At 57.6% G+C, this 13914-nt stretch carries 10 protein-coding genes and 1 pseudogene; 6 read left to right on the plus strand and 5 right to left on the minus strand.

The genetic code is table 11. The features are described 5' to 3' along the window. Positions 1-106: 106 nt before the first annotated feature. The 3 genes and pseudogenes from iolC to iolB all read left to right on the plus strand — a co-directional run. Positions 107-1166, plus strand: a pseudogene (gene iolC, locus R2A130_RS06015) (5-dehydro-2-deoxygluconokinase); the annotation flags it as partial. Positions 1167-1859: 693 nt separating this feature from the next. Then, the gene (gene iolD, locus R2A130_RS06020) at positions 1860-3710 is read left to right on the plus strand and encodes a 3D-(3,5/4)-trihydroxycyclohexane-1,2-dione acylhydrolase (decyclizing) (RefSeq protein WP_009464069.1); all 1851 of its coding nucleotides are present in this window, start codon (positions 1860-1862) and stop codon (positions 3708-3710) included. Next, a complete protein-coding gene (iolB, locus tag R2A130_RS06025) occupies positions 3707-4552 on the plus strand; it encodes a 5-deoxy-glucuronate isomerase (RefSeq protein ID WP_009464070.1) in 846 nt (281 codons plus the stop codon). Before iolD ends, iolB begins: the two co-directional genes overlap by 4 nt. A 428-nt stretch (positions 4553-4980) precedes the next feature. Here iolB and dnaJ read toward each other — a convergent pair whose 3' ends face one another. Next, on the minus strand, positions 4981-6111 hold the full coding sequence (gene dnaJ, locus R2A130_RS06030; RefSeq protein WP_009464071.1) for a molecular chaperone DnaJ: 1131 nt from the start codon (positions 6109-6111) through the stop codon (positions 4981-4983). A 117-nt stretch (positions 6112-6228) separates the two neighbouring features. Next, positions 6229-8151 carry a molecular chaperone DnaK gene (gene dnaK / locus R2A130_RS06035; protein WP_009464072.1) on the minus strand — a complete coding sequence of 641 codons (1923 nt, stop codon included), beginning with the start codon at positions 8149-8151 and terminating at the stop codon, positions 6229-6231. A 309-nt stretch (positions 8152-8460) separates the two neighbouring features. Between dnaK and R2A130_RS06040 the strand changes: the two genes are divergently transcribed. The 3 genes from R2A130_RS06040 (at position 8461) to R2A130_RS06050 (ending at position 11406) form a co-directional block, all read left to right on the plus strand. Beyond that, positions 8461-9081 (plus strand): alpha-ketoglutarate-dependent dioxygenase AlkB, encoded by a 621-nt coding sequence (locus tag R2A130_RS06040; RefSeq protein WP_009464073.1) that lies wholly within the window; start codon positions 8461-8463, stop codon positions 9079-9081. A gap of 89 nt (positions 9082-9170) precedes the next feature. After that, complete coding sequence (locus R2A130_RS06045) at positions 9171-10961, plus strand: hypothetical protein (RefSeq protein WP_009464074.1); 1791 nt, start codon at positions 9171-9173, stop codon at positions 10959-10961. A 7-nt stretch (positions 10962-10968) separates the two neighbouring features. After that, complete coding sequence (locus R2A130_RS06050; RefSeq protein ID WP_009464075.1) at positions 10969-11406, plus strand: YqaA family protein; 438 nt, start codon at positions 10969-10971, stop codon at positions 11404-11406. Here the strand turns inward: R2A130_RS06050 and R2A130_RS06055 are convergent. The 3 genes from R2A130_RS06055 to R2A130_RS06065 form a co-directional block, all read right to left on the minus strand. Then, positions 11403-12320 carry a GNAT family N-acetyltransferase gene (locus R2A130_RS06055; RefSeq protein ID WP_198008642.1) on the minus strand — a complete coding sequence of 306 codons (918 nt, stop codon included), beginning with the start codon at positions 12318-12320 and terminating at the stop codon, positions 11403-11405. The two genes, R2A130_RS06050 and R2A130_RS06055, sit on opposite strands and share 4 nt — an antisense overlap. An 8-nt stretch (positions 12321-12328) precedes the next feature. Then, positions 12329-13066: a formyl transferase gene (locus R2A130_RS06060; RefSeq protein ID WP_009464077.1), complete on the minus strand. Its 738-nt coding sequence runs from the start codon at positions 13064-13066 to the stop codon at positions 12329-12331. Positions 13067-13211: 145 nt separating this feature from the next. Beyond that, complete coding sequence (locus R2A130_RS06065; RefSeq protein ID WP_009464078.1) at positions 13212-13913, minus strand: VIT family protein; 702 nt, start codon at positions 13911-13913, stop codon at positions 13212-13214. Between the last annotated feature and the right edge of the window lies 1 nt (position 13914).

Raw genomic sequence — 13914 nt, forward strand, 5'->3', positions numbered from 1 at the left:
TTGCACCTTCAATACACTTCGACGTTGAAAAGTTCACCCGCCCCGCTTCCTCGCGGCTATTTTTCGCTAGATAGATACGACGACAACCGCTTTTGCAGGCTTCGCCATGACGACCCTCGATCTCATCACCATCGGCCGCTCATCCGTCGATCTTTACGGCGAACAGATCGGCGGGCGGCTGGAGGATATGGGATCGTTTGCCAAATATATCGGTGGCTCTCCCACCAACATCGCCGCCGGTACCGCGCGGCTGGGGCTGCGCTCCGCCGTGATCACCCGCGTGGGTGACGAGCATATGGGTCGCTACATCCGCGAACAGCTTTCGCGCGAGGGTGTGGACACGAACGGCGTCATCACCGACCCCGAACGCCTCACAGCGCTTGTGCTGTTGGGCATCCGCGATGAAGATCAATTCCCCCTCATCTTCTATCGCGAAAACTGTGCCGACATGGCGATCTGCGAAGACGATATCGACCCCGCTTTCATTGCCAGTGCCCGATGCGTGACGGCCACCGGCACCCATCTTTCCAACCCGAAAACCGAAGCCGCCGTGCTGAAAGCGCTGCGTCTCGCCCGCAAGAATGGCGCTCGCACCGCGCTCGATATCGACTACCGCCCGAACCTTTGGGGGCTGGCCGGTCACGGCGATGGCGAGAGCCGCTTCATCGAAAGCGAACAGGTTACCGCCAAACTGCAATCGACGCTCCGCTTGTTCGACCTCATCGTCGGCACCGAGGAAGAATTTCACATCGCTGGCGGCACCACCGACACCATCACGGCGCTGAAAGCCGTGCGTGCGGTGAGCGGTGCAACGCTGGTGTGCAAACGCGGCCCGATGGGTGCGGTGGCCTTCACAGACACTATCGCAGAAGATCTTGATGCGGGGATATCCGGTCCCGGCTTTCCCATCGAAGTGTTCAACGTGCTGGGCGCGGGCGACGGCTTCATGTCCGGCCTGTTGCGCGGTTGGCTATGCGGCGAAGACTGGGAAACGGCACTGACCTGGGCAAACGCCTGCGGTGCCTTCGCCGTCTCCCGCCACGGTTGCGCCCCCGCCTACCCCAGTTGGGAAGAGCTGCAGTATTTTCTCCAACACGGCTCACCGGAGCAGGCGCTGCGCAAGGACGCGAAGTTGGAGCACATCCACTGGGCGACGAACCGTCCCGCGCTCGACTTGCCTCTGCATGTTTCGACGCTGACCGACGGCGACACGCTGGACACCATCACCGGCAACGGTTTCGTCGCGCCACACGACAGCGACCGCGAGCGATTTTTTCGCGCCGTAGATAGCGGCCTATGGATTGGACGCAGCGTTACACCCGGCTTTTCAGATTTCGCGCAATGGCCGGTTGTCCACACCGCCGTGATCCATTGGAACGGTGATGGTGCCGCCTTAGCGACCAGCATCCTAGCAGCCCGCGCCAAAGGCGTGGAGACATTGCTGCACATTCCTGCCGACGCAGAGCTTTCCGCCTTGATCGAACAGCACTGCTGGCCCGATATCTGGGCGCTGAATAGTGCCGCACAGATAGATGCACTGATCGCACAAAATCCGTGGACGCGGGGCGTGTTGCTGCCCCAAGATACCAACCAAGAGCGGTGCATCGGCACCCATGATTTTACGCCTCTCTAATCCACTCTATTGTCATCCCCGCGAAGGCGGGGACCCACTTCTCAACAAATGCGTCAAGAGATTGTCTGTTGTGAATTCTACCGCATCTGCGTGGCGCGAGGACGAGGGCCTTGGCAGTTCGCAAATGGTTCCCCGCCTTCGCGGGGATGACAGTGGTATATGTGATGACGACACAGCACTCGTTCGATAGACTTTTTCCAACGCACGACCAGACCGGACCAACTCCATGACCAAAACAATCCGACTTACCGCGGCGCAGGCGCTGGTGCGCTATTGCGCTAACCAGCTTGTCGAAATTGACGGCGAACGCCTGCCTTTCCTCGCCGCCTGCTGGGGCATTTTTGGCCATGGCAATGTGGCCGGCATGGGCGAGGCGCTTTACGCTCATCGCGACGCGCTGCCCACCTATCGCGGCCACAATGAGCAAACCATGGCCCACGCGGCCATCGCCTACGCCAAGGCATCGAACCGTAACCGCGCGATGATGGTCACCACCTCCATCGGCCCGGGCGCGACCAATGTCGTCACCGCTGCAGCCTTGGCCCACGTGAACCGCCTGCCGTTGCTCATCGTGCCGGGCGATGTGTTCGCCGACCGCCTGCCCGACCCGGTGTTGCAGCAGGTGGAAAATTTCAGCGACGGCACCGTGTCCGCCAATGATTGCTTCCGCCCAGTCTCGCGTTATTTCGACCGCATCACACGGCCCCAACAGTTGTTGCGCGCCCTGCCCCGCGCCTTCCGCACTATGACGGACCCTGCCGATTGCGGGCCGGTGACGTTGGCTTTCTGTCAGGACACACAGGCCGAGGCCTACGATTTTCCAGTCTCCTTCTTCGAACCCCGCGTGCTGCATTTCCGCCGCCCACCGCCGGAGAAAGCGCAGATTGAGGCAGCCATCGCGCTGCTCGCCAATGCCAAAGCACCGATGATCGTCGCCGGTGGTGGCGTTCATTATTCCGGCGCGACCGAGATTCTCGATACCGTCGCCGCCACCCACCACATTCCTGTTGCCGAAACGCAAGCGGGCAAGGCCGCTCTGGCTTGGAGCCATTCCTGCAATCTCGGCCCCATCGGTGTGACCGGCGGCACGGCGGCCAACGACATGGCAGCGAAAGCCGATGTGGTGATCGCGGTTGGCACGCGGATGCAAGATTTCACCACCGGCTCTTGGTCGCTGTTCAAACACCCCGACGTCAAATTCATCACCATCAACGCCGCCTCATACGACGCTGGAAAAGCGGGTGCGCTGGCCATCGTATCGGATGCCCGTGAAGGGCTTCAAGCGCTGCACGATGCGTTGGGCGTCGCCGGTGCCACGGGTGACGGATACGACGATGTCCGTTCCGCCTGGGACGATGCTGTCGATAATGTCACGGCTCCACCCAGCGGGGATGGAAATTCGCTGCCCACCGATATGCAAGTTGTCGGTGCGGTGCAACGAGCTTCCAACGACAGCACGATCATTGTCGGCGCTGCGGGCACCATGCCCGGCGAAATGCACAAGCTGTTCCGCGCACCAGCGGTGGGCAGCTACCACATGGAATACGGCTTTTCCTGCATGGGCTATGAAGTCGCCGCCGGTCTTGGCGTCAAACTCGCGCGGCCCGATGCGGACGTGATCGTGATGGTGGGCGACGGTTCCTATATGATGGGCAATTCCGAACTCGCTGCCGCCGTCACCATGGGCGTGCCGTTCACCCTGGTGATTACGGACAATCGCGGCTTCGGCTGCATCAACCGGTTGCAAGCAGGCACAGGCGGTGCGGCGTTCAACAACCTGTTGGATGACAGTTTCCATGTGAACGACAGCGCCATCGACTTCGTGGCCCACGCGGCTTCCATGGGTGCGGCGGCGGTGAAGGTTTCCACCATAGCCGAACTGGAGTCGGCGCTGGCAGACCGTGCTGGCGACATTCCAAAGGTCATCGTCATAGATACCGACGCCGGTCCATCCACGGAAGCCGGTGGCTCGTGGTGGGACGTGGGCGTACCGGAGGTTTCCGATCGCAAAGAGGTGCAACAGGCCCGCGCAGAATACGAAGCAAACGAGGCCGACGAACGGAAGATACCTGTATGAGCGATTTGCTGATCCGTCCGAATGGTTCGTCGGGAAAGGTGACGGATGTTACCATCGACAACACCAAGACGCCGCTCTCGCCAGACTGGAATTATGTTGGTTTCGGTCTGCACAGGCTCGCTGCCGGTGAAAGCGTAAGTGAAGTGACCGGTGATCTGGAAGCCTTGCTCGTTATCGTCGAAGGGCAGTGTAGCCTATCTGCAGATGGCGAGGATTACGGCTTACAGGGCAGGCGCATGTCGGTGTTCGACAAGGATGCTGATGGCAGCCGCATCAGGCCCGTCTGCCTCTACGTGCCGAACGGCACCGAGTGGTCGGCAACCGCTGAGACAGATGTGACGCTGGCCGTCTGCACGGCACCCGGTAAGGGTGGGCATCCGGTCCGCTTGCTGTCTGGCGACGATATTGGTGCGGTGACGCGGGGCGTTGGGGCCAACACGCGCTACATCCATCCGATTGCGATGGAGGAGCAGGACTTTGCCGACAGCCTGTTGGTGACGGAAGTTTTCACACCCGCTGGCAACTGGTCGTCCTACCCGCCGCACCGGCACGATGAAGACGATTTTCCCCGCATGACGTATCTTGAAGAGACCTATTATCACCGCTTCGACCCGCCGCAGGGTTTCGGGTTCCAGCGGGTGTTCACCGATGATGGTTCGCTGGATGAAACCATGACGGTGCATAACGGCGACACTGTCTTGGTGCCAAAAGGCCATCATCCGTGCGGAGCGCCGCACGGGTACGACATGTATTATCTCAACGTCATGGCCGGGCCGCGACGGGCCTGGCGGTTCGAGAACCATCCAGAGCATGAGTGGATTGTGGAGCGTGACGCGGGTTAGGCGCACAAACGACTCTACCCCCGCTCGCGTTGCCGCGGCGGAGTGAATTAAGAGAAGCGAGCCAGCGGGACGAAGAAGTCTGCCGTTAGCCTGTAGTTTCAGGCGAAAAGGCATACGCCTTCGCCCCGCTCGATCCTGCTGCGGATGTGTCTCAACACCATTCCCGTCACCTCCCCGAATATGAGAACCCGAAAGTTCTCACCGGCCTTGCCCTCGGCCCGTCATTGCTGACGTTCGACGTCCGGTCCCGAAGCTGTTGTGGCAGCTCTGCCGGTGCGACATAGAGCTCCGCCCGAACCGTACGTTACACGGCCTGCGACGGAAGGATCGCTTCCACGCAACGATCAGGACGGTCCGGACCGTCGGCTCATGCGCGAAAGAACGGGCAGTATGAGGTGCGATCGGAAGGCGGGGAGAGATTTTTTCCGTTACTCGCCCAACCCGTCGAAAAAGCCCTTCATGCGACCGAAGAAGCTGGTCGATTCCGGTGAATTGTCCGCGCTGCTTTCGCTCTCGAATTCTGTCAGCAATTCGCGCTGGCGTTTCGTCAGGTTCGACGGGGTTTCGATGGCGACTTGGATATACATGTCGCCCTGCTGGCTGGAGCGCATGACGGGCATGCCCTTACCACGCAGACGGAATTGCTTGCCGTTTTGCGTGCCTTCGGGAACCTTCACGTTGGCCTTTTTGCCTTCCACCGTGCCCACTTCAAACTGACCGCCAAGAGCTGCTGTCGTCATGGAAATCGGCACGCGGCAATAGATGTCGGCCCCATCGCGCTGGAAGAATTCGTGGGGTTCGATGGACAGGAAAATATAAAGATCGCCCTGCGGTCCGCCGCGTACACCGGCTTCGCCTTCGCTGGCCAAACGGATACGCGTGCCGTCTTCGATACCGGCTGGCACGTTGACAGACAGTGTTTTGGTCTGGGTCTTGCGGCCTGAGCCACCGCAATCATCGCAGGCATCTTTAATGACTTCGCCACGACCCTGACATGCGGGGCATGTGCGCTGAATGGAGAAAAAGCCCTGGCTTGCGCGCACCTGGCCGACACCACCACAGGTGCCGCAGGTGGTGGGGGATGTGCCGGGTTTTGCGCCGGAACCGTCGCAGGTGTCACAAGTGATAGAGGTGGGAATTTCGATCTCGGCGGTTTTGCCTTCAAAGGCTTCTTCCAGCGAGATTTCCATATTGTAGCGCAAATCCGCGCCGCGCTGACGTCCGCCGCCACCGCCGCCGCGACCGCCCATCATCTCTCCGAAAATATCTTCGAAGATGTCGCCCATGCCACCGGCACCGCCGCCGCCAAATGGCGAACCACCACCGCCGCCATTTTCAAAGGCAGCATGGCCGAAGCGGTCGTAGGCTGCGCGTTTCTGAGGGTCTTTGAGTGCCTCGTAGGCTTCGCCCACTTCCTTGAATTTGGCTTCGGCGCTTGCGTCATCCGGATTGCGGTCGGGATGGTATTTCATCGCCATTTTGCGGAAGGCGCTTTTCAGCTCCTTCTCATCGGCGCCACGGGCGACGCCGAGCGTGTCGTAATAATCAGCTTTACTCATAATTGCTCACGGACGTGCGATTTTGCCGAAGGCCGGACGACAAATGTCGGGGGCCGTCATAAAAAGAGGGGCACACTTGCGCGCACCCCTCTGTCGATCAGTTCGAAGGGACGGCGCTTACGCCGATTTCTTCTCGTCATCATCGTTGATTTCTTCGAAATCAGCATCGACTACATTATCGTCGGCAGCAGCGTGGGCTGCTGCGTCTGCGGCGGCGTTTGCTTCTTCTTCGGACTGCTGCGATTCATAGATCGCCTGGCCCATTTTCATGGCAGCTTCGGAAAGTGCCTGGGACTTGGCGACGATATCGTCGGAATCATCGCTTTCCATGGCCGCTTTCAACTCGACGACCGCATTTTCGATCGCTTCCTTGTCTTCGGCAGACACTTTGTCAGCGTGTTCGGCGAGCGACTTCTCGGTGCTGTCGATCAACGTTTCAGCCGAGTTCTTGGCTTCGACGCTCTCGCGGCGGGCCTTGTCGGATTCAGCGTTGGCTTCCGCATCTTTGACCATCGCTTCGATGTCAGCGTCGGACAGACCGCCCGATGCCTGAATGCGGATCTGGTGCTCTTTGCCGGTGCCTTTGTCTTTGGCCGACACGTTGACGATGCCGTTGGCGTCGATGTCGAAGGTCACTTCCACTTGCGGCACGCCGCGTGGTGCTGGCGGAATACCAACGAGATCGAACTGGCCGAGCATCTTGTTGTCAGCGGCCATTTCGCGCTCGCCCTGGGACACGCGGATGGTAACCGCGTTCTGATTGTCTTCAGCGGTGGAAAATGTCTGCGACTTCTTCGTCGGGATCGTGGTGTTGCGGTCGATCAGGCGGGTGAACACGCCACCCAGCGTTTCGATGCCGAGCGACAGCGGCGTGACGTCAAGCAGTAGCACGTCGGTGACGTCGCCCTGCAAAACACCGGCCTGAATGGCGGCGCCCATGGCAACCACTTCGTCCGGGTTCACGCCTTTATGGGGCTCCTTGCCGAAGAATTCCTGCACGGTTTCCTGCACCTTGGGCATACGCGTCATGCCGCCGACGAGGATGACCTCATCGATCTCACCGGCTTTCATACCGGCATCTTTCAGCGCTTCCTGCATCGGCTTGACGGTGCGCTTCACCAGATCGCCGACGAGGCTTTCGAACTTCGCGCGGGTCAGCTTCATGGTGAGGTGTTTTGGACCGGATGCATCTGCCGTGATGAACGGCAGGTTCACCTCGGTCTGCGTGCCGGAGGACAGTTCGATCTTGGCTTTTTCAGCGGCCTCTTTCAGGCGCTGGAGAGCCAGCTTGTCGCCTTTGAGGTCGACGCCTTGGTCTTTCTTGAATTCCGATGCCAGATATTCGACCAGAGTCATGTCGAAGTCTTCACCGCCAAGGAACGTATCGCCGTTGGTGGATTTTACTTCGAAAACGCCGTCGCCGATTTCCAGAATGGAAACATCGAAGGTACCGCCGCCGAGGTCATAGACCGCGATGGTTTTACCGTCGTTCTTTTCCATGCCGTAGGACAGGGCAGCCGCCGTTGGCTCGTTGATGATGCGGAGCACTTCGAGACCGGCGATGCGACCGGCATCTTTCGTGGCCTGACGCTGGGCATCGTTGAAGTAAGCCGGAACCGTAACAACGGCCTGCTCGACCTTTTCGCCGAGATAGGCTTCTGCGGTTTCCTTCATCTTCTGAAGGATCATCGCGGAAATCTGTGATGGGGAATATTTGTCGTCGCGGACCTTCACCCATGCGTCGCCATTGTCGCCGTTGACGATTTCGAATGGCACAAGTTTTTGGTCTTTTTTCACTTCCGGCGCATCGAACCGGCGACCGATGAGGCGCTTGATCGCGAAGAGTGTGTTCTCAGGATTGGTTACGGCCTGGCGTTTTGCAGGCTGACCGACAAGGCGTTCGCCGTCTTCGGTGAAAGCCACCATGGAGGGCGTTGTGCGGGCCCCTTCCGCGTTCTCGATCACTTTTGCTGTCTTACCGTCCATGACGGCGACGCACGAGTTGGTGGTGCCGAGGTCGATACCGATAACTTTAGCCATAGTCTTCTCCTGTAAGCGCCCAGTGGACTGGACCCGGAATGCTCAAACCGGCCTTGCGACTTGGTTTTCACATTCCTTCCGGGGTTTCCCGGTCGGCGTCCTGTACGGGGCCTTTTGGATTGCGTTTTTCTTTGCCGTTTTTACTTGCCGGGAACAGCCTTGCAACTGCCCCAACTCCGGCGCCGAAGCGTATATATGGAGAGGGTGTGCCCCTCGCAAGGACGAGCAGAGAAGAATCTTCGCCAATTTCGCCACATTTTGTCCCTCCCGGCCACATACGCCGAGCAGGCACACCGGAAAGGAACGTCATTGGCCAGAATCCCCAAACCATTGCCAGATGGCGTGCTGCACTGGCCAGGCTTTTACCCGCGTGAGGCGCAGGAAGCCTTGTTGGCTGACATCCGCGCGGGCGTCGCCAATGCTCCGCTGTTCACGCCAACCATGCCGCGCACCGGAAAACCGCTTTCAGTGCGCATGACGAATTTTGGCACGCTCGGCTGGGTAACGGATAAAGATGGCGGTTATCGCTACCAACCGCGCCATCCCGTCACCGGCGAGTTCTGGCCACCGATTCCCGACGAATTGCTACGGCTGTGGCGCGATCTGTTTCTCGATGAACAACCGCCACAGGCCTGCCTTGTCAATTTCTACACTGACGACGCCAAAATGGGCCTGCATCAGGATAGCGACGAGACCAACCGCGCCGCGCCCGTGCTGTCTGTCTCGCTCGGCAACGCCTGCCTGTTCCGCATCGGTGGCAACCTGCGGAACGACCCGACCCAAAGCTTCCGGCTGGAGAGCGGCGACGTCATGGCCCTCACCGGCCCCGCCCGCGATGCGTTTCACGGTGTGGACCGAATTTATGCGGACACGAACGACCTGCTGAAAGATGGTGGGCGATTAAACGTGACGCTGCGGCGGGTGACGTAGTGAGACATTGTTCACCATTTTCATTGGCGGTTATGAAATGTCCCGGCGCCTAGTCTTGGGAGCGCTCCCAACGTCCCGGATCTGCCATCATGTCCATTTTGCCGAAAGTTCTACGCGATCTTCTGTCGCCAACGCCGGAAACGCAGCTGACGACAGCGCCCAAGCGACCATCGATCAGGCAGCAAATGAGAGATGCGATTGAGCTGCTTTACGAAAGGGACGCTGATGATTTCAAAAAAGATGGCATGAACAAATATTTTCGGCTGATGAACAAAGAGCGGGTGCGCCGTTTGGCCGACGTTTTGATTTCACTCGAGTCCTATGACCTAGACAGTTTTATAGACGACGTTGGCAGACGGCCGATTGGTGATTGGTATTTCCCGATCGATAGTGCGGCCGCAACCTACTCCAATCCCGGTGACTTCATTCGAGCCATAGAGCAGGTTCCCGGACCCTGGACGCTTGAACGATGCGATCTCTATACCAGCGCTTGGTCCCGGTTTACGCCCCGCACGATGCGGGAACCGGGGGATACGACCTACCGCGTGTCCGATTTTACCACGCAAAAGATGGTGAAGTATCTCCGCTTTATCCAACAGCGCAACGCAAACGCTTTATTGGCCCCTGAGACGCTGCGGATGGTGAGAACCCTGGAAGACGATGTCTCGAATGCAACCCATATCCACGACCCCGAAAAAGTGCGGACGGCGTTGCGGGAATTTCGCGATGCCTTGGGCTACGAGCAATCACAAGAACCGGCATTTCCAACCACCAACACGCAGAAGCGCTTCATCAAGTTTGAAAATGGCGATGGTTTCGATATCGACGAATTTCAGACCTATATGCAGCAGGTGAAATCGGTCCGAAAACAATTGCATGACGCTGCGCGAGAGAGCGGTCGCAAAGCGCTAACGGTCGACGTGCTGCAGATGCCCGACGAAACAATCCGAACCTACGGTGAATATTTCAAATTGGACCATTGGAAGCCGGAAAGCTCCACGCTGCTGCAGGCAGTGCCGGAAGCTTTTAACAGGACTACCGAAGAAGTTTTAACGCCATCACAGATTATCGCCTTGCACAAACAGCGAGACAAGCTCGAATTCGAGCACTGGGATTTCTCCGCCGATGCCCCGCCCTGTCCGAAGCTGCTCACATTCGCTGACCAGCGAGAAAAACTGGATGCCGCAGCAGAACTTACCCAGCACCTCGCGATTGCCTCTGGCACGCGACCGACCAAAACATGGCGCACCAAAGTTCAAGACACGGTCGACCAACTGGGAGCGTCTCTTGCAACAGAGCGGTTCGATGAATGGTTGCGCCTGCTTGTCGAACATCGTCACGACCCGCGTGCCAATCAGAAAAGGCTCGTGCTGACATGGATGTACAATGCCGCGCAAAGCCTGAATTACTCCCGAAAACTGGGATACACTGCCAACGAAGTCGCGAAAATCGCATTCTTGAAAACTGCCTACACTTCCCAGATCCGAGTTAGTCCTCCATCTCTTTCCACCGTTCCAAGTGACGAGTCCGAGAGGATGTGCCGTATGTTTGGTGGCGAGACGTTGGTTGTTTCGAAAACCAATATCGCCATCGCAAGGGGCGTGATCTGGACGCTGGAAATGAACCCGCCAAAAGGCTTTGAAGCACTCTTACGCGACATCACCATTGAAATGTCGAAGCGCGTTTTCTCCACGAAGCTGCCCAGACCGGCTCCGATCTGTCGATCTTATGCGCTGGCCTGTTGTTGTGTGCACACGCTGGAGCGTCTGCAGACACCTACCGCACGTAAAGCACTCGACAAACTTGCAACGATGGATATCGAAGATCGCGTGTTGCAGAAAATTCAGGCTGCACAAAAGAAGACACCGAAGGCGGCTTGAGTCATTCATGTCGGCACTCACCGCATATGGCGGGCTTTTCCTCTCCGCATTCGTGGCTGCAACGCTGTTTCCGGCGCAGTCGGAAATCGTGCTGATCGCACTGATAAGTTCGGGCACATGGTCGGTGTTCTGGTTGGTGGTGGTGGCGAGTGTTGGCAACACGCTGGGGTCGGTCGTGAACTACTATATCGGTCGCGCCACGGGCACGTTTTCCAATGCGTGGTGGTTTCCTGTTAGCGAACTATCATTGAAGAAAGCGGAGGGCTGGTATCACCGCTATGGCCGCTGGTCGCTGCTGCTAAGTTGGGCGCCCTTCATCGGCGATCCGATTACGGTGGTTGCAGGCTTTCTGAAGGAGCCCATCAGCAGCTTCGTGGTGTTGGTCGCGATTGCGAAAACCTGCCGCTATATCGTGCTGGCGCTGATCGTGATGGGGGTGCTTTAATTATCGCTGTCGCCTTCACGTAAAAACGACGAACGAAGCTGTGCGGCAGCAATTGCCGATCTGCCTTTTATCGTAAGGGGTATCTGTAATTCGGCCAGCGGTACCTTTCGCTTGGCAAATCGCAATTTGTGGTTCGAGACCGGGGGTAGAAAATCTACTCTGGCGTAACCTTCGTGAGCGGCGTGGGCGATGGAAAATTTGCTCAACAAGGTGCCCGGCCCGTATTTTTCAAACACAGGGTCATAGCTCGTGATCAGGTTAAACAATTCATCTTTCGAACTAAGGCAGGCTTCAATAGCGACGGGCGTTTCGCCAGACATAAGCGCATGCAGTCTCAAAATACCGGTATCCGCATCGACAAGACGGCGCAGGGCCTGCAAGTGGACGGGATCACGAAAACCGGTTCCAGCCGCGCCATTCTCGCGCAGCCAATATTTTTTCCAGATTAACATTTTCTCCAACAAAACTGTTCTTGCGTCGGCATCCTTCCCGTTCAGAAATGACAACGTCCCATGCTCCTTTTGAAGCCGTCGCCATTTTGTATTCTTGCTGAATGACACCTGCATATCTTGTGCCGCGCCATCGCAGATCGCCGTAGTGTGGGGGATCCAACGAGATCCGGATGGCAAATCCAGAGTTGCCAGTAGATGCGGTTTCTCAATATATCGCATGCGTATGAAATCGACGCCTGCTTGCCTAGCGGTTTCTATGAGCTGCTGGAATCGCTGTGCATTGTTCAAGTCTGGAAAGACCCGCAAAGGATAGGGATGAATAGGGTCAAGCAGTGCAATCGCAACACGAATCGCAAAATGTTTGCGGACCCGCAGCACTGGGTTGCCATCCATCAAGACCAGCGCTTGTCCGTTTGCAGTAGCGATATTGGCCATCGTATCCACGAGATGGCGCGCGCTCATAATCGCATTCATGTCTGACGGCATTTGAGATAGCGCACTAAATCGCTGGCGGTTGGAATGGTGTAAATTGGCCCGAACGAGCTTGTCTTACCTTCGGCAGGCGGCAGGTTTCCGGTGGCGATTATGTACTCTATCACACTTGCCAGTTCTCTATCAGCAGCGTCGAATAAGGCCGTCTGATTGGCGGTCATAGTGCCCTTTGTCGGCACGGCTCCGCGCGCCAGGATGTCGCCATGGTCCAACACAAGGCCAAGCTGCTGCACGACGTAACCGCATTCACGTTCCCTGTTCACAACTTCCCAGAATCCCGGCGGACCGCCGCGGTAGGCGCGGTCGTCGCCATGATGAACCGAAATAATTCCCAAGCGTGCAACGTCAAGCACACGCCCACGATATATTCCGCGCCCACCAAGCCGCACGATGACGTCGAGTTCCTGATCACCCAAAAGCTGCAGGCTATCTTCATCAAAATCCTTGAAGTGCCCTGAGAACCTGCAGGTTAGATCGACTGCCTCTGGCGAATCGTAACGCTGATAGGGCGATGGCTGGCCACAAGCTTCGACCATACAGACGAGGCGAAAGCATACTCTGTTTGCAATGGCTTTGCGGCCTCGGCGCGGACGATTGGTAGGTATTTCGCGAAACCAAACCATCTTACAATTGGCTTCAGTCAAAACTGCATGCGCATTAGTCCATGGAAAAACGAGGCAATCTTTCTCAGCTAAAATACCGATACGCATGGTCATTTTTATAGTTTCGAACATCTTTGCGGCCTAAAATTCGTATTAGCCAGCAGTGAGAGAAAACCTTACATTGAAACCAAAACAGGCGATTAACGAACTTTTTACATGCCGCCACCAGCCGATAGCAGCACCTTCAGCGACTTGCTCGCTAGACGACTGCGCCAAACAGGAGGCCGATTGCGGATGTTACGGCCATGGCGGCGATGCCCCAGAACGTTACCCGTCCGGCACCTTTTACAAGATTTGCGCCGCCAGCTTTTGCGCCCAACGCGCCAAGCACGGCGAGAACCAGAATGGTGATCCCCGCGACGGACCAGTAAACATCTTCGCGCGGCATGAGCCATGCCATTAGCAGAGGCAAAAATGCACCTGCTGCAAATGTGCAGGCCGAAACGACTGCCGCCTGTAGGGGTTGCGCTTCGGTCATCTCCGTGATGCCGAGTTCTTCACGGGCATGGGCGGCCAGCGCATCTTTTGCGGTCATTTCGATCGCCACCTGCATAGCAGTTTCAGGGGCTGCACCTCGGGCCTCAAACATCATCGCCAGCTCTTGCAGTTCCGTCTCTGGATTGATTTCGAGTTCGCGACGTTCGCGATCAAGATCAGCCTTTTCCAGATCAGCTTGCGAGCTCACAGAAACGTATTCGCCCGCAGCCATCGACATGGCACCTGCGGTGAGGCCCGCTACGCCTGCGGTCAAAATATCAGCGCTGGAGGCTGATGCGGCGGCAACACCAAGCATAAGGCTCGAGGTTGAAATGATCCCGTCATTTGCGCCCATGACAGCAGCACGAAGCCAGCTTGATTTGTGAACATTGTGCTCTTCGGCATGCGCTGAAATGACATCCATC

This window comes from Ahrensia sp. R2A130, assembly GCF_000179775.1.
Taxonomy (GTDB): Bacteria; Pseudomonadota; Alphaproteobacteria; order Rhizobiales; family Rhizobiaceae; genus Pseudahrensia.